This is a genomic window from Oceanicola sp. 22II-s10i (assembly GCF_002210105.1).
Lineage (GTDB): Bacteria > Pseudomonadota > Alphaproteobacteria > Rhodobacterales > Rhodobacteraceae > Pseudooceanicola.
Map to the genome: position 1 here is coordinate 81,098 of NZ_AQQU01000008.1, position 18,068 is coordinate 99,165.

Consider the following 18,068-nt stretch of genomic DNA (forward strand, 5'->3'; position numbering starts at 1 on the left):
GAGCATGCAAAAAGGCATGAAGATTGCCATCGTCGACGATGAGCAGGACATGCGGCAGTCGATCAGCCAGTGGCTGGCCCTGTCGGGATACGACACCGAGACGTTTTCCAGCGCCGAGGACGCGCTGAAGAACCTCGGGCCGGAATATCCCGGCATCGTGATTTCGGACATCAAGATGCCCGGCATGGACGGGATGCAGTTCCTGAAGAAGCTGATGGGGACCGACTCTGCCCTGCCGGTGATCATGATCACCGGCCACGGCGACGTGCCGATGGCGGTCGAGGCGATGCGGATTGGGGCGTTCGACTTCCTCGAGAAGCCGTTCAACCCGGACCGGATGACCGAACTGGCCAAGAAGGCGGCCAATGCGCGCCGCCTGACGATGGACAACCGCCAGCTGCGGCGGGAACTGTCGGACGGGTCGCAGCTGATGAAGAAACTGATCGGCAACTCTCCGACGATGGAACGGCTGCGCGAGGACATTCTGGATCTCGGGCAGGCCGACGGGCACGTGCTGATCGACGGCGAGACCGGGACCGGCAAGACGCTGGTGGCGCATGCGCTGCATGCGGTCGGCGCGCGGGCGGGCAAGAAGTTCGTGCTGCTGTCCTGCGGCGCGATGGACGAGGCGCGGCTGGAAAAGCGGCTGTTCGGGCCGATGCTGCCCGAGGACAGCCAGCTGCCCGCGATCGAGGAAGCGCGCGGCGGGACGCTGGTGCTGGAGGATATCGAGAAGCTGAGCGAGACGCTGCAATCGCGCCTGCTGTCGGTCATCAATGAGCAGGGCACGCCCGCCGAGACGCGGATCGTCGCCATTTCCAACCTGCAGGAGCAGAACAAGACCTGCGAGGATGCGCTGCGGCCCGATCTGTTCTACCGGCTGGCCGCGCTCAGGATCACCGTGCCGCCGCTGCGCCAGCGTGGCGAGGATATCCTGCTGATGTTCACCCAGCTGTCCGAGCAGTTCGCGGACGAATACGGCTGCGAGACGCCCAACGTGACCGCGCAGGAGGCCGCGCAGCTGCTGCAGGCGCCGTGGCCGGGCAACGTGCGGCAGCTGATCAACGTGGCCGAACGGGCGGTGCTGCAATCGCGGCGCGGGTCCGGGACCATCGCCTCGCTGCTGATGAGCGATCACGACGAAATGCAGCCGGTGATGACGACCGAGGGCAAGCCGCTCAAGGAATACGTCGAAGCCTTCGAGCGGATGCTGATCGACAACACGATGCGACGGCACAAGGGCTCGATCGCGTCCGTGATGGACGAGCTGTGCCTGCCGCGCCGGACGCTGAACGAGAAGATGGCGAAGTACGGGCTGCAGCGGCAGGACTACCTGTAAGCCCTGCCACGCCTTGCCGCGCGCGCCCTTAGCCGGGCGCGCGTCGGTTGCTGCCCGCTGTCACACCCCCGTCGATCACCAGTTCCGACCCTGTCATGTAGCGTGACGCATCGGAGGCGAGGAACAGCACGCCGTTCGCGATCTCTTGCGGATCGGCGGCGTGTCCGATGGGGGTGTTGCGGCCCATCTCCTGACCGACGGACGGGCCGTTGTGGCCTGCGGCCTCGGGGCGGATCGCGTTCCAGATCGGCGTGTCGATGATGCCGGGATGGACCGAGTTCACCCGGATTCCGTCCCCCGCTGCGGTGCATTCCAGCGCCACCGATTTGGACAGCAGCCGCACGGCGCCCTTGGTGGCCGAGTAGCCCGCCAGCGACGGAGCGCCGCGCAGGCCCGCGATCGACGACATCACGACGATCGAACCACCGCGCCCGCCCTGTCGCATCAGCGGCAGGCCGTGGCGGATGGTCAGGAAAACGCCGTCGATGTTGACGGCGGTCTGCTTGCGCCAGTCGGCCAGCGACATCTGGGTGATCGAGGCAGCGGGCACGGCGATGCCCGCGTTGGCGACTAGGATGTCGAGGCGCCCGTGCGTGGCCTCGATGTGGGCGATGACCTCGGACCAGCGGGATTCGTCGGTGACGTCCTGCGGCAGGAACTCGGCCATGCCGCCCGCCGCTTCGATGTCGCGCACCACCGCCGCGCCGCCAACGGGGTCGAGGTCCGTCACCACAACGGTGGCCCCTTCGCCCGCCAGTGTCGTCGCGCAGCGGGCACCGATGCCGGATGCCGCGCCGGTCACGAGGGCGATCCGCCCGTCGAGTTGTCCCATGTCTGTGTCCTCCCTTGCTCCGGTGCCAGTGATGGCACGTTCGGGACCGCGAGGGGAGGCGCTATCGCCCCGAGCGCCTTTCTCTACATGCATGCAGTCGAAAAGGGTCGGATTGACCCATCGGGTATCCCTCTGTATCCCGATGGATACGGAGGGATTCATGCCAGACGACGGATTGCGAAAGACGGGTGCCCCGCAGGGGCGCGAGGCGTATGACCGGCTGATCGAGGCGATCCGGGCCGGATCGCTGCTGCCCGGCGACAGGCTGACCGAGACCGATCTGGCGGCACGGCTGGGGATCAGCCGGACCCCCGTGCGCGAGGCGATCCGGCTGCTGGAGGCCGACGGGCTGGTGACGCATGTGCCGCGCTTCGGCGCGGTGATCCGGCAGCTCGATTATTCCGAAGTCACCGAGCTCTACGACATGCGCACGACGCTGGAGGCAACGGCGGCGGGACTGGCCGCGCGGGCGGCGTCGGACGTGGAGATCGACGAGATCGCCGCGATCAATGCCGAGATGGCGGCGGCGGGCAGCAACGCGGAGCGGGCGGATCTGAACCGCCAGTTCCACCTGGCGCTGCTGGACGCGGCCAAGAACCGCTACCTGATCCGCGCGGTAAGCACGCTGCAGAAGAGCATGCTGATCCTCGGGCCCACGACGATGGCCGAGACGAAGCGGTTCGCGCAGGCGGCGGACGAACATGAATGGGTCGTCGCGGCGCTCCGCGCGCGGGACCAGGTGGATGCGGAGAACGCGATGCGCCAGCACATGCAGGGCGCGCAGCGGATGCGGTTGCGGCAGCTCAGGCTGCGGGAGAGGCAGGGGGAGGACGGCGTATGAGCGATCTGGCCGGGGTCGACTGGGATCTGGTCGTGGTGGGGGGCGGCAATGCCGCGCTCTGCGCCGCGATCGAGGCGGCGGAGACCGGGGCGCGGGTCGTGCTGCTGGAGGGCGCGCCGGAGTTCTATCGCGGCGGTAATTCGCGGCACACGCGGAACTTCCGCTGCATGCATCGCGGGCCGCTTTCGGTGCTGACGGATGCCTATGGCGAGGACGAATATTACGACGACCTGATCCGCGTGACCAAGGGCCAGACCGACGAGGGGCTGGCGCGGCTTGCGATCACGACGTCCGAGGATTGCCTGCCGTGGATGGAGAACCACGGCGTGCGGTTCCAGCCGTCGCTGTCGGGCACGCTGTCGCTGAGCCGGACGAACGCCTTCTTCCTAGGCGGGGGCAAGGCGCTGGTGAACGCCTATTACAACACGGCCGAGGACCTGGGCGTGGCCATCGCCTACGAGGCGCAGGTGAAGCACGTGGTGGTCACCGGCGGGCGGTTCGAGGCGGTCGAGGTCGAGATCGGCGGCGAACGGCTGACCATCCGGGGCAGGGCGGTCGTGCTGGCCTCTGGCGGGTTCCAGTCCGACCTGGACTGGCTGGCACGGGCATGGGGTCCGGCGGCGCGGAACTTCCTGATCCGGGGCACGCCCTACAACCGGGGCGTGGTGCTGAAGGACATGCTGGATCAGGGCGCCGAGAGCGTGGGCGATCCGACCCAGTGCCACGCGGTGGCCATCGACGGGCGCGCGCCGCAGTATGACGGCGGGATCGTGACGCGGCTGGACTGTGTGCCGTTCTCGGTCGTGGTGAACCGCGACGGCGAACGGTTCTATGACGAGGGCGAGGATGTCTGGCCCAAACGCTATGCGATCTGGGGGCGGCTGGTGGCCGCGCAGCCGGATCAGGTGGGTTATTCGCTGATCGACGCCAAGTCGCGCGACCTGTTCATGCCTTCCGTCTTTCCGCCGATCGAGGCGGGCAGCATCGGGGAACTGGCCGAGAAGATGGGCCTGCCGCGCGAGAAGGTGGAGGCAACGGTGGCCGCGTTCAATGCTGCCTGTCGGCCCGGCACGTTTCATCCGACCGAGCTGGACGGGCTGGCGACCGAGGGGCTGGAACCGGCCAAGACGAACTGGGCGCGGCCTTTGGATACGCCGCCCTACTACGGCTATTCGCTGCGCCCCGGCGTGACCTTCACCTACCTCGGGCTGAAGGTCGACGACACCGCGCGGGTGACCGGGCCGGAGGGGCGGTACGAAAACGTCTGGGCGGCGGGCGAGATCATGGCGGGGTCGATCCTGGGGCAGGGCTATCTGGCCGGGTTCGGGATGACCATCGGAACGGTATTCGGACGGATTGCAGGCAGGGAGGCCGCGGCGCATGTCGCTTGATCAGGTGAACGCGGGCGCGCCCGCGCTGGAAGAGGCGCGGCGGCAGCTCGAGATCTGCAACGCCTGCCGCTATTGCGAGGGATACTGCGCGGTATTCCCGGCGATGACCCGGCAGAAGGCCTTCGCGGACGGCGACCTGACGCAGCTCGCCAACCTCTGCCACAACTGCCGGGGCTGCTATTACGCCTGCCAGTATACGGAGCCGCATGAGTTCGCCCTGAACCTGCCGGCGGCGCTGGCGGATGTGCGGGTGGAAAGCTGGGAGCGTTACGCATGGCCCACCGGGCTGGCGCCGATGTTCCAACGTAACGGGCTGGCCATCGCGATGGCGGTGATCGCGGGCTTCGCCCTGCTGTTCGCGGCCGTCGCGGCGCTGCCGGGGGGCGGCGAGGGGTTCTATGCCTACCTGTCGCACGGGGCTATGGTGGCGATCTTCCTGCCCGCGTTCGTCTTTCCAATGGTGGCGATCGGGATCGCCCTGCGCCGCTACTGGGCGGATGTGGGCGGCAAGGCGCTGCGGGCGTCGGACGTCACCGGGGCGCTGCATGATGCCGGGCGGATGAAGAACCTCGACGGCGGGCAGGGGCAGGGCTGCAACTTCGAGGACGGTGACCGGTTCTCGAACGCGCGGCGGATCGCGCACCAGCTGATCCTCTACGGGTTCCTGCTGTGCTTTGCCTCGACCTCGGTCGCGACGCTGATGCATTACCTGATGGGGTGGGAAGCGCCCTATGGCTTCTGGACGCCGCCCAAGATGCTTGGCGTGCCAGGGGGGATCCTGCTGGTCGCCGGTGTGCTGTGGATGGCGTCGCTCAAGGTGAAGGCGGACCACGACCTTGGGGCCAAGAACGTCGCGGGTGGCGAGATCTGGTTCTACATCGTGCTGCTGGTGGTCGCGGCTTCGGGGCTGCTGCTCTACGCGCTCGGCGGGACCGGGGCAGTGGCGGTGATGCTGCCGCTGCACCTCGGGTCGGTGCTGACCTTCTTCCTGCTGATGCCCTATTCCAAGATGGTGCACGGCTTCTTCCGCCTCGCCGCGCTGATGCGGGACCGGCAGGACAAGGGCTAGGCCTACTCCGCCGGGGCGAAGCCGGTGATCAGCTGGCGCAGGCCGATGGCCGCGCCGGCGAGGATCGCGGCGAAGGTCACGGGTGCGGAGAAGGCCAGCAGCGAGAAGGCCGAGATGCCTTGCCCCACGGAACAGCCGACGGCTAGGATCGCGCCGGGGCCCATGATCGCCGCGCCGAGGATCTGGCGGCCGAGTTCGCGCGGATCCTCGCAGGCTTCCCAGCGGAAATGCCCCTTGGAGTAGGAGCCGAGGACCGCGCCGATCAGCACGCCGAAGACCGAGCCCGCCGAGAACGACAGCGCGGTGCCCGAGGCCGTCATCATGTATATGATCGTGTCCCCGATGGGCGCGGCAAAGGTGTGGGTCTGGACCGGTTCGGCGTCGAACCCATTGGCGGCGACCCATTGCGTGCCGACCCAGCCCGACACGACGGCGAGCCCGACCACGAGGCCCCAGACGATATGCGAGGGCGAGGCGAGCATCCGGCGCGACGACAGGCCGAGCGCGATCAGCGCCGCGCCGATGACCGCGCCGGTCAGCAGCGGCGGGATGCCGAGGTGCAGGGCCGCCAGTTGCGAGAAGCCCTGCGGGCGCTCTGCGCCGGTTTCGACCGGGAACAGCCAGACGCGGGTCTGGGCGAGGGGGCCGGACATGACCACGTATGCCGAGATGCCCATGACGAGGACGATGAAGAACGACCGCAGGTCGCCGCCGCCGAGCCGCGCCAGTGCGCCGTAGCCGCAGTTGCCCGACAGCGCCATGCCGTAGCCGAACATGAGGCCGCCGATGATCGAGCCGAGCGGATTCCAGACCTGATCGAGATAGGCGGTCTGTCCGAAATCCAGCAGGCCGAGCGCCGCCGCCCCGTGCGCGCCGATGATCGCGGCACCGATGGCCAGCGCCCACATCCGCATCCGTCGGTCGTCCGAGGAATAGAGCCAGTCCTCGATCGCGCCGAGGGTGCAGAAGCGCCCGATCCGGGCGGCGAGGCCCAGAACGATGCCGCCCGCAAGCCCGATGAGGGCGACGGCATTCGCGTCACTCATGTAATCCAGCAGCATTGACGGCCCTTTCGTGTCCCGGCGCGCGCCGGCGACGGCGGGCGTCAGTCCTCCCGACAGAAGAGGTCGTAGACAACTTCCATGATCTTGCGGGGCCGGTCGTCCGTCAAGCTGTAGTAGATGGTCTTGCCATCACGGCGCGGTGTGACGAGCCCTTCGAGCCGGAGGCGCGACAGCTGCTGCGACACGGCGGCCTGCCGGGCCGAGAGCAGATCCTCGAGTTCGGTCACCGATTTCTCGCCGGTGGCGAGGTGGCACAGGATCATCATCCGGCCTTCGTGCGAGATCGCCTTGAGGAAGTTCGACGCGGTGGTGGCGTTCCGCAGCATGCGGTCCATATCCTCGGCGCAGGTGTTTTCGTCGAAGACGGGAAGCGAGGTGCCGCGGTCCTCGGTGTCGTATTGATCTTCGGAATTCTGCTGCAAGGTCATACGTCTAGCCAGCCTTCTTGTAATCAATCTGCGCCCGGTCCAGCATCATGCCGAGCAAGCCCCAAAAGAAATCCTCACCGGGATACCCTTCCATGCGGTCGATTTCCACCCCGTCGCGGACCAGCACGAAGGTCGGGGTAAAGGCAATCTTGCGCGCCAGCGTAACGCCGTCGGGCGTGCCCTCGGTCTTGTCGAAGCGTTCCAGCGGGGCGGCTTCGCCCTCTGGCGTCTTGGGGTAGATCGCGGAGACCTCCCGGTCCCAGCGTTCGCACCACGCGCAGCCCGGCTGCTCGGCCATGAGCAGGCGGGTCTCGGCGAGGCCGAGTGCGGGGGCGAGCGACAGGAACCCTGCCGCGAGAATTGTCATCAGTCGCATGTCGATGTCCGATTGACGGGACCAGCAGGGCAAACATAATCTTATATTTGAATTTCTCAACCGGGTTCAGGCTGCGGCATGTTCGACGTATCGTTTTTCGGCGCTCTTGTTGCAGGTCTGCTGTCTTTTCTATCACCCTGCATCCTGCCGATCGTCCCGTTCTACCTGAGCTATCTCGCCGGCGCGGGCGTTCACCAGATCGCGGCGGGGGGCGAAGCACCGCCGGGCGTGCGCCGCCGGGCGGTAATCGCGGCGATCATGTTCGCGCTCGGGGTCATCACGGTCTTCATGGGGCTGGGGGCGACGGCGACGGTCTTCGGCCAGATGGTGCGGGAATATTTCGACGTCCTCAGATGGGTGGCGGCGGCGATTATCATCGCCATGGGGCTGCATTTCCTCGGGGTGATCCGCATCGGCATCCTTTACCGCCAGTTCCGCGCGGATGCGGGCGACACCAAGGATGTCAGCCTGCTTGGGGCCTTCGTCATCGGGCTCGCCTTCGCCTTTGGCTGGACGCCCTGCGTGGGGCCGGTGCTGGCGGCGATCCTGTTCACCGCCGCCGGGGCCGAGACGGCGACGCGCGGTGCGATGCTGCTCTTCGTCTACGGGGTGGGGATGACCGCGCCCTTCGTGATCGCGGCGCTTTTCATCGGGCCGTTCATGCGCTGGATGGCGGGGTTCCGGAAACATCTGGGCACAGTGGAAAAGGCCATGGGCGTGCTGTTGATCCTGTTCGGCGTCCTGATCGCGACCAATACCGTGAACATCATCGCCCAATGGATGCTGGACACCATCCCGTGGTTCAGCTCCGTCGGGTAAGTGGAGGAGAAATCATGCGAAAACTTCTGATCCTGCTGGCGACGCTGCTGACCGCAGGCCATGTCGCGGCGGCCGAGATGGGCGACGACGGGCTGCACAAGGCAGCCTGGATGCACGACACGTTCAAGGACCTGCGCGACGATCTGGCCGAGGCCAATGCAGAGGGCAAGCGGCTGATGATCCTGATCGAACAGCGCGGCTGCATCTACTGCCGCAAGATGCACGAGGAGGTCTATCCGACCCCCAAGATCGACGCACTGCTGAACGAGCGATTCTTCGTCATCCAGATGAACATGTTCGGCGACACCGAGGTGACGGATTTCGACGGCGAGTCGCTGTCCGAGAAGGACGCCGTCAGCAAGTGGGGCGCGATCTTTACGCCCACCATGATCTTCCTGCCCGAGGAGGTGCCCGAAGGTGTCTCGGCAGCCAAGGCGGCGGTGGTCACGATGCCCGGCGCGTTCGAGAAAGGAACGACCTATAACCTGCTGAACTGGGTGCTGGAAAAAGGCTATGCCGGTGACGAGCCGTTCCAGAAATACCATGCCCGGAACCTCGGCAGCTGGAAGTGACGAAAGTTGCGCGGGGCGCTGCAGCGCGGCAAGAATATTTAAATTCATGTAAGTGAATTTGATGTTGCGTTTTGTCGCGTCCGTGGCCTACGGTATGCAACAGCCCACAGCGCCGGAGAGGCGGCGCAACGCGCTCAGGGGAGGAAACATGAGGCTTACAGCAACAGCACTGGCCGCCACGCTGGTCGCAGGTGTCGCCATCGCGGCGCCGGTCGCGCCGGACGACGTGGCATATGACGGCGGCGCCATCGAGGCATCGCTGACCGGCACGGCGGGCGATCCCGAAAACGGCAAGGCCATCATGACCAACCGGGCCAAGGGCAACTGCGTCGCCTGCCACGAGGTCACGGCGCTGAGCGCGGCGCCGTTCCACGGCACCGTCGGCCCGACGCTGGATTCGGTCGGCGATACCTGGTCCGAGGCGGAACTGCGCGGGATCGTGGCCAATGCCAAGATGACCTTCGACGGGACGGTGATGCCGCCCTTCTACAAGGTCAGCGGCTTCACCCGTCCGGGCGACGGCTATACCGGCAAGGCCGCACCGGCCGATCTGGCGCCGATCCTGACGGCGCAGGAAATCGAGGATGTGGTCGCCTTCCTCAAGACCCTCAAGGAATGAGCGACAGAGATAGGAGACATATGACGATGAGCTTCACACGACGCGATACACTGGCGCTTGGCGCCGGCGCCGCGCTGATGACGTTCCTGCCGTTCCGCGTCAACGCGGCGGCCGAGGACGCGATCGCGGCCTTCACCGGCGGCGCCGCCGTGACGGATGGCGGGGTCGACCTGACCGCGCCCGAAATCGCCGAAAACGGCAACACCGTTCCGATCGAGGTCGGCGCCGAGGGCGCGGCCGCCATCCTGCTGCTGGCGACCGGCAACCCGACACCGGGCGTCGCCACCTTCACCTTCGGTCCGCTCGCCGGCGCGTCGCGCGCGGCGACGCGCATCCGCCTTGCGGGCACCCAGGACGTCGTGGCGATTGCCAAGATGGCCGACGGTTCGTTCGCGCGTGCGTCGAAGACCGTCAAAGTCACCATCGGCGGCTGCGGCGGCTGAGCGTAGGAGAACCGGATCATGGCAAACGATGCAAAACCCCGCGTGAAGGTGCCGAAGTCGGCATCCGCCGGCGAGGTCATCACGATCAAGTCGCTGATCAACCACCAGATGGAAAGCGGTCAGCGCAAGGGCAGCGACGGGAACCTCATTCCGCGCTCGATCATCAACCGCTTCACCTGTGACTTCAACGGTCAGAACGTGGTGGACGTGAAGATGGAGCCCGCGATCTCGACCAACCCGTATTTCGAATTCGACGCCAAGGTCGATGCCTCGGGCGAGTTCAAGTTCACCTGGTACGACGACGACGGCTCTGTCTACGAAGACGTCAAGCCGATCACCGTCGGCTAAGGGCTTGCCCTGTCCCGCGGGGCCGCGGGGCAGGGTCCATCAGGGGAGGAACACCATGAAATTCAAGGCATTGTCCGTTGCCGCGCTGGCCCTTGCGACCACCGCGACCCTGACATGGGCCGAAGCCGACGACGACCAGCTGGTCATCAACGGCGATCTCGAGATCACCACCAAGGCCGCCGCGCCCGCGCATCTGGACGGCGCGCTGGACGAGGTCATTTCCGGCTGGCATTTCCGGGACGACGAGACCCAGGCGATGGAGCAGGACGACTTCGACAACCCCGGCATGATCTTCGTCGACAAGGCGCGCGATCAGTGGGCGATGGTCGAAGGGTCCGAGGGCAAATCCTGCGCGTCCTGCCACAACGACCCGGAAAGCATGGCGGGCGTGAAGCCGACCTATCCCAAGTGGAACGAGGCGGCGGGCGAGGTGCGGACGATCCAGATGCAGGTCAACGCCTGCCGGACCGAACGGATGGGCGCCGAGCCGCTGAAGCTCGACTCGGACGACGCGCTGAACATGGAGGCGCTGATCGCCTCGGTGTCGCGCGGAATGCCGATGAACGTGGCGATCGACGGCCCGGCCCAGGAAACATGGGCGAAGGGCAAGGAGATCTACTACACCCGTTTCGGCCAGCTGGAACTGTCCTGCGCCAACTGCCACGAGCAGAACTACGGCAACTACATCCGCTCGGACCACCTGAGCCAGGGTCAGATCCAGGCGTTTCCGGCCTACCGTCTGAAGGACGCCAAGCTGGTCGGCGTGCAGGGCCGCTTCCGTGGCTGCGTGCGCGACACCCGTGGCGAGACCTTCGCGGCGGGCAGCCCGGAGTTCATCGCACTGGAGCTCTACGTCGCCTCGCGCGGCAACGGCCTGTCGGTCGAGGGCCCTTCGGTCCGCAACTAACCCGGAACCCCGCGCGGGCCTGACCTCGCGCGGGGTTTCTCGCTCTTAAAGCATTCACACATGCGCATGTGTGTCGAATTCAGGAACCAGTGACATGATCTCGAGACGCGATTTCCTGCAGGTGTCGATGGCCGCCTCGGCCATGCTCGGCGCTTCGGGCTTCGGCAAATGGGCGCGGCTGGCCGCGCAGCAGACGCTGACGCAGGACCAGCTCCTGCAGTTCGACACGTTCGGGAACGTCTCGCTGATCCACGTCACGGACATCCACGCCCAGCTCAAGCCGATCTACTTCCGCGAACCCTCGGTCAACATCGGCGTGGGCGAGAACAAGGGCGCGGTGCCGCACATCACCGGCGCGGACTTCCGCAAGTTCTACGGGGTGGAGGACGGCAGCGCCTATCACTACGCCCTGTCCTCCGGCGATTTCGAGGCGCTGGCCAAGGGCTATGGCCGGGTCGGCGGCCTCGACCGTGTGGCGACCGTCATCAACGCGATCCGGGCCGAACGGCCGGATGCGCTGCTGCTGGACGGCGGCGATACCTGGCACGGGTCCTACACCTGCTATCAGACCGAAGGCCAGGACATGGTCAACGTGATGAACGCGCTCAGGCCCGACGCGATGACCTTCCACTGGGAATTCACGCTTGGCTCCGCGCGGGTCGAGGAGCTGGTCGGCGGGCTGCCCTTCGCGGCGCTTGGCCAGAACATCTTCGACGCGGAGTGGGACGAGCCGTCGGAGCTGTTCCCGCCCTACAAGATGTTCGAACGCGGCGGCGTCAAGATCGCGGTGATCGGTCAGGCCTTCCCCTACATGCCGATCGCCAACCCGCGCTGGATGTTCTCGGAATACTCCTTCGGCATCCGCGACGAGAACATGCAGGAAATGGTGGACGAAGTCCGTGCCGAGGGCGCGGAGCTGGTGGTCTGCCTGTCGCACAACGGTTTCGACGTGGACAAGAAGATGGCGTCCAAGGTGACGGGCATCGACGTGATCCTGTCCGGCCACACCCACGACGCGCTGCCCGAGCCGGTTCTTGTGGGCGAGACGATCATCGTCGCCTCCGGCTCCAACGGGAAATTCGTCAGCCGCGTCGATCTGGACGTGCAGAACGGCCGGATGATGGGCTTCCGCCACAAGCTGATCCCGATCTTTGCCGACGTGATCGAGCCGGACAAAGAGGTCGCGGCGCTGATCGACGCGGAGCGCGCCCCCTACGCGGATGCACTGAAAGAGGTCGTCGGCCAGACCGACAGCCTGCTCTACCGGCGCGGCAACTTCAACGGGACGTGGGACGACCTGATCTGCGAGGCCCTGCTGAGCGAGCGCGAGGCCGACATCGCGATGTCCCCCGGCGTCCGCTGGGGGCCGAGCCTGATCCCCGGCGACGACATCACGCGCGAGGACATCTGGAACGTCACCTCGATGTCCTACGGCGAGGCCTACCGGTCCGAGATGACCGGCGAGTTCATCAAGGTGATCCTCGAGGACGTGGCCGACAACATCTTCAACCCCGATCCCTACTACCAGCAGGGCGGCGACATGGTCCGCATCGGGGGCATGGGCTACCGCATCGACATCACCAAACCGCAGGGCGAGCGCGTCAGCGAGATGACGCTGCTGAAGACGGGCGAAGCCATTGATCCGGCGAAGAATTACGTCGTCGCGGGCTGGGCCAGCGTGAACGAGGGCACCGAGGGACCGCAGATCTGGGACGTGGTCGAGGCGCATATCAAGAAGATGGGCACGGTGACGGTCGCGCCGAACAACAGCGTGACGGTGGTCGGGGCCTGAACATCGGAAAGGGAGGAAAACCGATGATGAAGACCGGACTGGGCGCTGCCGCGCTCGCACTGTGCCTGACGACCGGGGCATGGGCCGAAGGGATGATGCACAAGGTCGCGGTCCACGTGGACCAGAACGACCCGCAGGTGCTGAACATGGCGCTGAACAACGTCCAGAACCTCGCCAGCTACTACAAGGAGAACGGCGACCAGGCGACAGTCGAAATCGTCGCCTATGGCCCCGGCCTGATGATGTTTGTCGAGGGCAAGAGCCCGGTGGCGGACCGGATCTCGGCGATGGCGCTGGAGCTGGAGCACGTCACCTTCTCCGCCTGCGAGAACACGCTGGAAAACATGAAGAAAAAGCAGGGCCAGGATATCGCGCTGCTCGACGAGGCACGGATCGTGCCGTCCGGCGTGGTCCGGCTGATCGAGCTGCAGGAACAGGGCTATGCCTATGTGCGCCCCTGACGGGCGGATGCCCGCACGGGGCAGGTAATACGAAACTGGAGTTGATGATGGACACTGAGAAGAAAGGACAGTCGCGCCGCGCTTTCCTGACCTCGGCCGCCGCTGTCGGGGCAGGGGCGGTCGCGGCAGGCGCGGTGCGCGCCGCCGGGCCCGACCCGCTGATCACCGAGGTCCAGCCATGGGCCTCGGGCACCGGGCTGGGTGTGGATGCGACGCCATACGGCATGCCGATCGAGTTTGAATCGGATGTCATCCGGCGCAACGTGCCCTGGCTGACGGCCGATCCGATCAGCTCCATCAACTTCACGCCGATCCACGCGCTCGATGGCACGATCACCCCGCAGGGCTGCGCCTTCGAGCGCCACCACTCCGGCGCGATCGAACTGCGCAAGGAAGATTACCGGCTGATGATCAACGGGCTGGTCGACCAGCCGCTGGTCTTCACCTACGCCGACCTCGAACGCTTCCCGCGCGAGAACCACGTCTACTTCTGCGAATGTGCGGCCAACACCGGCATGGAATGGGCGGGGGCGCAGCTGAACGGCGCGCAGTTCACGCACGGTATGATCCACAACATGGAATATTCCGGCGTCTCGCTCAGGACGCTGCTGAACGAGGCCGGGCTCTCGGCCGCCGGCGACCTCACGGACAAGTGGGTTTATGTCGAAGGCGCCGACGCTTCGTCCAACGGCCGCTCGATCCCGATGGAAAAAGCGCTCGACGACGTGCTGGTCGCCTTCAAGGCCAATGGCGAGGCGCTCAGGATGGAACATGGCTATCCCGTCCGGCTGGTCGTGCCGGGCTGGGAAGGCAACATGTGGATCAAGTGGCTGCGCCGGATCGAAGTCACCGCGCAGGCCATCGAGAGCCGCGAGGAGACGTCGAAATACACCGACACCCTGGCCGACGGCATCTCGCGCAAATGGACATGGGTGATGGATGCGAAATCCGTCATCACCAGCCCCAGCCCGCAGGCGCCGATCACCCATGGCAACGGACCGCTGGTGATCACCGGTCTGGCGTGGTCGGGCCACGGGCGGATCACGCGCGTCGACGTGTCCAAGGACGGCGGCATCACCTGGGAAACCGCGCGGCTTGGCCGGACGCAGGGCGACACGAAGGCGCTGACCCGGTTCTACCTCGACACCGAGTGGAACGGCGAGGAGATGCTGCTGCAGTCCCGCGCCATCGACGAGACGGGCTATGTCCAGCCGACCAAGGCGCAGCTGCGCGAGGTGCGCGGTCTGAACTCCGTCTATCACAACAACTGTATCCAGACCTGGCACGTCACGCCCACCGGGGAGGCAGAGAATGTCGAAGTCTCTTAATCTGTTGATGCCCGCCCTCGGCGGCGCGGCGATCGTCCTCGGGGCGGCCTATGGCCTGTCCACGCGCGACTACCGCGCGCAGGAGGCCGAGATGGCGCAGACCCAGGCCGAAACCGCCACCGCGCGCGCGGCAGCGGCCGAGGAAAAGGCCGGTGCCGCATCGGAGGCGGCCAAGACCGCCGAGGCCCGGCTGGCCGAGGTCGAGGCCGAGGCGAAATCCGCCGTCGACGCGGCCACGGAAGAGCTCGAGGCGCTGAAGACACGGTTGGCACAGGCCGAAGAGGCCGCCCGCAACGCGTCTTCCGGCGATGCGCCGGTCAAGGTGGCCGCGGACACCGGTCCTGCCGAAACGCCCGCAGCGCCCGAGGGCGGTTACGGGATCGGACGCGCCGCGCTGCCCGAAGAAGTCGCGGCATGGAACATCGACGTCAGCCCGGACGGCACCGGCCTGCCGGTCGGCTCCGGCTCGGTCGAGGATGGTGAGCGGATCTTCTCGGAAAACTGCGCCGCATGCCACGGCGAGTTTGCCGAAGGGGCGGGCAACTGGCCCAAGCTGGCAGGCGGCGACGGTTCGCTGGCGGACGAGGACCCGCTCAAGACCGTCGGCAGCTACTGGCCCTACCTCTCCACGACCTTCGATTATGTCCACCGGTCGATGCCCTTCGGCGCGGCGCAGACGATGTCGGTCGACGACACCTACGCGATCGTCGCCTACATCCTCTATTCCAACTACATCGTCGAAGACGACTTCGTCCTGTCGAACGAGAACTTCCTCGACGTGGAGATGCCGAACGCCGACGGGTTCATCGTCGATGACCGTCCCGAGACGGAATACGCCAAGTGGCGGGTCGAACCCTGCATGGTGGATTGCAAGCCCTCGGTCGAGATCACCAAGCGCGCCACCGTGCTGGACGTGACGCCGGAAGAAACCGCCGCCAAGGACGTGGCGGCGGGCGGCGGAGCGTCCTCGCAGGACGAGGCAAAGGTCGAACCGGTCAGCGCGGAGACCCCGTCAGCCGAGGCTCCGAAGGCCGAGGAAAGCGCGAAGGCGGAAACGGCCTCCGCCGATCCGGAACTGGTCGCGGCCGGTGAAAAGGTCTTTGGCAAGTGCAAGGCCTGCCACGAGGTCGGTGCGGGGGCCAAGAACAAGACCGGGCCCGAGCTGAACGGCGTCATCGGGCGGGTCATGGGGTCCATCGACGGCTTCAAGTACTCCAAGGGCTTCCAGCAGGCGCATGACGAGGGCCGGGTCTGGGACGAGGCCGCGATGGCCGAGTTCATGGCCAATCCCAAGGCCTTCATGAAGGGCACGCGGATGTCCTTTGTCGGGCTCAAGAAGGACGAGGATGTCGCGGCCCTGATCGCCTATCTCTCGACCATCCCGGAGTGAGCCGGTGCGCGCCCTGATCCGTTCCTCCCTGCTGGTTGGCGCGACCGTCCTCGCGACGGACGCACCGGCCAGCGAATTGGGCGACGCGGGGCGGGGCGAAAAGCTGTTCAGCCAGTGCAAGGGCTGTCACCAGATCGGACGGGGCGCCGAGAACCGGATCGGCCCCCACCTCAACACGCTCTTCGGCCGCAAGGCCGGGGGGCTGGAGGACTTCCGCTACTCCAAGAGCATGGCGCGCGCCGGTGCGGCCGGGCTGGAGTGGCACGCCGAAACGCTGGACGGGTTCCTCGAGAACCCGCGTTCCATCGCGTCGGGCACGCGGATGAGCTATCGCGGCATGAAGGACGACGGGCAGCGCGCTGATCTCATTGCCTATCTCCGGGTCCATTCCGACAGTCCGCGCGACATCCCCGAGGCCGATCCGACGGCAAGCGGGACGGATCACGATGTCGATCCGGAAATACTCGCCATCGCCGGCGACCCGGAATACGGCGAATACCTCTCGTCCGAATGCAAGACCTGCCATCAGTCGGACGGCGGCGATGACGGAATCCCGTCGATCACGCTCTGGCCGGTCGAAGACTTCGTGGTCGCGATGCATGCCTACAAGGAAAAGAAGCGTCAGAACCCGGTCATGCAGATGATGGCCGGCCGGCTGAGCAACGAGGAGATTGCGGCGCTGGCCGCGTATTTCGGGGCGCTGGAGGAGGACTAGCGCGCCATATTTTCAGGGAGGAGATACTATGGCTTTGAACAGACGGGTCTTTCTGGGAACGACAGCGGCCCTTGCCGCAACGCTGACCGCGCCCGCGGCGATCGGGCAGGCCCGGCCACGGGTCGTGGTGATCGGTGGCGGTGCAGGCGGGGCGACCGCCGCGCGCTATATCGCCAAGGACAGCAAGGGTGCGGTGGACGTCACGCTGGTCGAACCGACGCGGACCTACTTCACCTGCTTCTTCTCCAACCTCTACCTCGGCGGGTTCCAGGAACTGGCCGACATCGGCCACACCTACGGGACGCTGGCGGCGGACTACGGCATCAACGTCATCCACGACTGGGCCACCGGGGTGGACCGGGACGCCAAGACCGTCACGCTCGCGGGCGGGCACACGCTGTCCTATGACAAGCTGATCCTGTCGCCTGGCATCGACTTCGTCGATGGCGCGGTGCCGGGCTGGGACGTGACCCAGCAGAATCGGATGCCGCATGCCTACAAGGCCGGGTCGCAGTCCGAACTGCTCAAGGCGCAGCTGATGGCGATGCCCGAGGGCGGGACCTTTGCAATGATCGCGCCGCCGAACCCCTATCGCTGCCCGCCGGGACCCTACGAGCGGGTGTCGATGGTGGCGCATCTGCTGAAGCAGAACAATCCGACGGCCAAGATCCTCGTGGTCGACCCGAAGGAGAAGTTCTCGAAACAGGCGCTGTTCGAGGAAGGCTGGGCCAAGCATTACGGCGGCATGATCGAACGCATCGGCCCGGATTTCGGCGGCGGCAACGTCAAGGTCGATGCGCAGGCGATGACCGTCGATATCGACGGCTCGGTCGAGACGGTGGATGTCTGCAACGTCATCCCGGCGATGAAGGCGGGCCGGATCGCCGAGATCGCGGGCGTGACCGAGGGCAACTGGGCGCCGGTGAACGCGGCGGACATGTCGACCAAGGCGGACCCGGATGTCTACGTGCTGGGCGATGCGGCGGCGCAGGGCGACATGCCGAAGTCCGGCTTCTCGGCCAACAGCCAGGCCAAGGTCTGCGCCAACGCCGTGCGGGGCGCGCTGACCGGGTCCAAGGTGTTCCCGGCCAAGTTCTCCAACACCTGCTGGTCGCTGATTGCGCCCGAGGATGGCGTAAAGGTCGGCGCGACCTACGAGGCGACGCCGGAGAAGATCGCCTCGACCGAAAGCTTCGTGAGCCAGACGGGCGAGGATGCGGACACCCGCGCGGCGACCTACCGGGAATCGCTGGGCTGGTATCAGGGCATCACCGCGGACATGTTCGGCTGATGCGGATGTGACAGGGCGGCGGGACTTTGCGCGATATCAACGA

Annotated in this window: 20 protein-coding genes; 16 read left to right on the forward strand and 4 right to left on the reverse strand. The window is 66.3% G+C overall.

What is annotated here, in order from left to right; translation table 11 throughout:
* Nucleotides 1-4 precede the first annotated feature (4 nt).
* Nucleotides 5-1,339 carry a sigma-54 dependent transcriptional regulator gene (locus tag ATO6_RS18560; RefSeq protein ID WP_088625622.1) on the forward strand — a complete coding sequence of 445 codons (1,335 nt, stop codon included), beginning with the start codon at nucleotides 5-7 and terminating at the stop codon, nucleotides 1,337-1,339.
* A 28-nt stretch (nucleotides 1,340-1,367) separates the two neighbouring features.
* Here ATO6_RS18560 and ATO6_RS18565 read toward each other — a convergent pair whose 3' ends face one another.
* Nucleotides 1,368-2,171 carry an SDR family NAD(P)-dependent oxidoreductase gene (locus tag ATO6_RS18565; protein WP_088625531.1) on the reverse strand — a complete coding sequence of 268 codons (804 nt, stop codon included), beginning with the start codon at nucleotides 2,169-2,171 and terminating at the stop codon, nucleotides 1,368-1,370.
* Nucleotides 2,172-2,331: 160 nt separating this feature from the next.
* Here ATO6_RS18565 and ATO6_RS18570 point away from each other — a divergent pair, with 160 nt between their 5' ends.
* From ATO6_RS18570 to tcuB, 3 genes are read left to right on the forward strand one after another with little or no spacing between them, the layout of a single operon-like run.
* Nucleotides 2,332-3,012: a GntR family transcriptional regulator gene (locus tag ATO6_RS18570; protein ID WP_088625532.1), complete on the forward strand. Its 681-nt coding sequence runs from the start codon at nucleotides 2,332-2,334 to the stop codon at nucleotides 3,010-3,012.
* Entirely contained in the window at nucleotides 3,009-4,403 is a 1,395-nt protein-coding gene (gene tcuA, locus ATO6_RS18575; RefSeq protein WP_088625533.1) for an FAD-dependent tricarballylate dehydrogenase TcuA, read from the forward strand. Before ATO6_RS18570 ends, tcuA begins: the two co-directional genes overlap by 4 nt.
* Nucleotides 4,393-5,472 carry a tricarballylate utilization 4Fe-4S protein TcuB gene (tcuB, locus tag ATO6_RS18580; protein ID WP_088625534.1) on the forward strand — a complete coding sequence of 360 codons (1,080 nt, stop codon included), beginning with the start codon at nucleotides 4,393-4,395 and terminating at the stop codon, nucleotides 5,470-5,472. The genes tcuA and tcuB overlap by 11 nt, the downstream gene beginning before the upstream one ends.
* 2 nt (nucleotides 5,473-5,474) lie before the next feature.
* On the opposite strand, the gene ATO6_RS18585 is transcribed toward tcuB, so the two are convergent.
* From ATO6_RS18585 to ATO6_RS18595, 3 genes are read right to left on the reverse strand one after another with little or no spacing between them, the layout of a single operon-like run.
* On the reverse strand, nucleotides 5,475-6,530 hold the full coding sequence (locus ATO6_RS18585) for a YeeE/YedE family protein (protein WP_088625623.1): 1,056 nt from the start codon (nucleotides 6,528-6,530) through the stop codon (nucleotides 5,475-5,477).
* 47 nt (nucleotides 6,531-6,577) lie between these two features.
* Nucleotides 6,578-6,964 (reverse strand): helix-turn-helix transcriptional regulator, encoded by a 387-nt coding sequence (locus tag ATO6_RS18590; RefSeq protein ID WP_088625535.1) that lies wholly within the window; start codon nucleotides 6,962-6,964, stop codon nucleotides 6,578-6,580.
* A gap of 4 nt (nucleotides 6,965-6,968) precedes the next feature.
* Nucleotides 6,969-7,340, reverse strand: a complete 372-nt coding sequence (locus ATO6_RS18595) for a hypothetical protein (RefSeq protein WP_088625536.1) — start codon at nucleotides 7,338-7,340, stop codon at nucleotides 6,969-6,971.
* A gap of 78 nt (nucleotides 7,341-7,418) precedes the next feature.
* Here ATO6_RS18595 and ATO6_RS18600 point away from each other — a divergent pair, with 78 nt between their 5' ends.
* The 12 genes from ATO6_RS18600 to ATO6_RS18655 all read left to right on the forward strand — a co-directional run bounded on the left by ATO6_RS18600 (nucleotide 7,419) and on the right by ATO6_RS18655 (nucleotide 18,025).
* Nucleotides 7,419-8,159: a cytochrome c biogenesis CcdA family protein gene (locus ATO6_RS18600; protein WP_088625537.1), complete on the forward strand. Its 741-nt coding sequence runs from the start codon at nucleotides 7,419-7,421 to the stop codon at nucleotides 8,157-8,159.
* 14 nt (nucleotides 8,160-8,173) lie between these two features.
* Nucleotides 8,174-8,731, forward strand: coding sequence for a thioredoxin family protein (locus tag ATO6_RS18605; RefSeq protein WP_088625538.1), 558 nt, complete (start codon nucleotides 8,174-8,176; stop codon nucleotides 8,729-8,731).
* A gap of 148 nt (nucleotides 8,732-8,879) precedes the next feature.
* Entirely contained in the window at nucleotides 8,880-9,350 is a 471-nt protein-coding gene (gene soxX, locus ATO6_RS18610; RefSeq protein ID WP_088625539.1) for a sulfur oxidation c-type cytochrome SoxX, read from the forward strand.
* A gap of 26 nt (nucleotides 9,351-9,376) precedes the next feature.
* On the forward strand, nucleotides 9,377-9,793 hold the full coding sequence (gene soxY, locus ATO6_RS18615) for a thiosulfate oxidation carrier protein SoxY (protein ID WP_088625624.1): 417 nt from the start codon (nucleotides 9,377-9,379) through the stop codon (nucleotides 9,791-9,793).
* A gap of 18 nt (nucleotides 9,794-9,811) precedes the next feature.
* Entirely contained in the window at nucleotides 9,812-10,141 is a 330-nt protein-coding gene (gene soxZ / locus ATO6_RS18620; RefSeq protein WP_088625540.1) for a thiosulfate oxidation carrier complex protein SoxZ, read from the forward strand.
* Between the two features lie 55 nt (nucleotides 10,142-10,196).
* A complete protein-coding gene (gene soxA, locus ATO6_RS18625; RefSeq protein ID WP_088625541.1) occupies nucleotides 10,197-11,048 on the forward strand; it encodes a sulfur oxidation c-type cytochrome SoxA in 852 nt (283 codons plus the stop codon).
* Between the two features lie 94 nt (nucleotides 11,049-11,142).
* Nucleotides 11,143-12,840, forward strand: a complete 1,698-nt coding sequence (gene soxB / locus ATO6_RS18630) for a thiosulfohydrolase SoxB (protein ID WP_088625542.1) — start codon at nucleotides 11,143-11,145, stop codon at nucleotides 12,838-12,840.
* A gap of 23 nt (nucleotides 12,841-12,863) precedes the next feature.
* A complete protein-coding gene (locus tag ATO6_RS18635; protein ID WP_088625543.1) occupies nucleotides 12,864-13,301 on the forward strand; it encodes a DsrE family protein in 438 nt (145 codons plus the stop codon).
* Between the two features lie 44 nt (nucleotides 13,302-13,345).
* The gene (gene soxC, locus ATO6_RS18640) at nucleotides 13,346-14,629 is read left to right on the forward strand and encodes a sulfite dehydrogenase (RefSeq protein WP_088625544.1); all 1,284 of its coding nucleotides are present in this window, start codon (nucleotides 13,346-13,348) and stop codon (nucleotides 14,627-14,629) included.
* 322 nt (nucleotides 14,630-14,951) lie between these two features.
* Entirely contained in the window at nucleotides 14,952-16,019 is a 1,068-nt protein-coding gene (locus ATO6_RS18645; RefSeq protein ID WP_254919211.1) for a c-type cytochrome, read from the forward strand.
* Nucleotides 16,020-16,032: 13 nt separating this feature from the next.
* The gene (locus ATO6_RS18650; protein ID WP_176441010.1) at nucleotides 16,033-16,734 is read left to right on the forward strand and encodes a c-type cytochrome; all 702 of its coding nucleotides are present in this window, start codon (nucleotides 16,033-16,035) and stop codon (nucleotides 16,732-16,734) included.
* A gap of 28 nt (nucleotides 16,735-16,762) precedes the next feature.
* Nucleotides 16,763-18,025, forward strand: coding sequence for an NAD(P)/FAD-dependent oxidoreductase (locus ATO6_RS18655; protein WP_088625547.1), 1,263 nt, complete (start codon nucleotides 16,763-16,765; stop codon nucleotides 18,023-18,025).
* Nucleotides 18,026-18,068 lie beyond the last annotated feature (43 nt).

Excerpts from the sequence above, each read along its gene's own strand:
- ATO6_RS18560 (WP_088625622.1), top strand. The coding sequence starts at position 5 with ATGCAAAAAGGCATGAAGATTGCCATCGTCGACGATGAGCAGGACATG.
- ATO6_RS18565 (WP_088625531.1), bottom strand. The coding sequence starts at position 2,171 with ATGGGACAACTCGACGGGCGGATCGCCCTCGTGACCGGCGCGGCATCC.
- ATO6_RS18570 (WP_088625532.1), top strand. The coding sequence starts at position 2,332 with ATGCCAGACGACGGATTGCGAAAGACGGGTGCCCCGCAGGGGCGCGAG.
- tcuA (WP_088625533.1), top strand. The coding sequence starts at position 3,009 with ATGAGCGATCTGGCCGGGGTCGACTGGGATCTGGTCGTGGTGGGGGGC.
- tcuB (WP_088625534.1), top strand. The coding sequence starts at position 4,393 with ATGTCGCTTGATCAGGTGAACGCGGGCGCGCCCGCGCTGGAAGAGGCG.
- ATO6_RS18590 (WP_088625535.1), bottom strand. The coding sequence starts at position 6,964 with ATGACCTTGCAGCAGAATTCCGAAGATCAATACGACACCGAGGACCGC.
- ATO6_RS18595 (WP_088625536.1), bottom strand. The coding sequence starts at position 7,340 with ATGCGACTGATGACAATTCTCGCGGCAGGGTTCCTGTCGCTCGCCCCC.
- ATO6_RS18600 (WP_088625537.1), top strand. The coding sequence starts at position 7,419 with ATGTTCGACGTATCGTTTTTCGGCGCTCTTGTTGCAGGTCTGCTGTCT.
- ATO6_RS18605 (WP_088625538.1), top strand. The coding sequence starts at position 8,174 with ATGCGAAAACTTCTGATCCTGCTGGCGACGCTGCTGACCGCAGGCCAT.
- soxX (WP_088625539.1), top strand. The coding sequence starts at position 8,880 with ATGAGGCTTACAGCAACAGCACTGGCCGCCACGCTGGTCGCAGGTGTC.
- soxY (WP_088625624.1), top strand. The coding sequence starts at position 9,377 with ATGAGCTTCACACGACGCGATACACTGGCGCTTGGCGCCGGCGCCGCG.
- soxZ (WP_088625540.1), top strand. The coding sequence starts at position 9,812 with ATGGCAAACGATGCAAAACCCCGCGTGAAGGTGCCGAAGTCGGCATCC.
- soxA (WP_088625541.1), top strand. The coding sequence starts at position 10,197 with ATGAAATTCAAGGCATTGTCCGTTGCCGCGCTGGCCCTTGCGACCACC.
- soxB (WP_088625542.1), top strand. The coding sequence starts at position 11,143 with ATGATCTCGAGACGCGATTTCCTGCAGGTGTCGATGGCCGCCTCGGCC.
- ATO6_RS18635 (WP_088625543.1), top strand. The coding sequence starts at position 12,864 with ATGATGAAGACCGGACTGGGCGCTGCCGCGCTCGCACTGTGCCTGACG.
- soxC (WP_088625544.1), top strand. The coding sequence starts at position 13,346 with ATGATGGACACTGAGAAGAAAGGACAGTCGCGCCGCGCTTTCCTGACC.
- ATO6_RS18655 (WP_088625547.1), top strand. The coding sequence starts at position 16,763 with ATGGCTTTGAACAGACGGGTCTTTCTGGGAACGACAGCGGCCCTTGCC.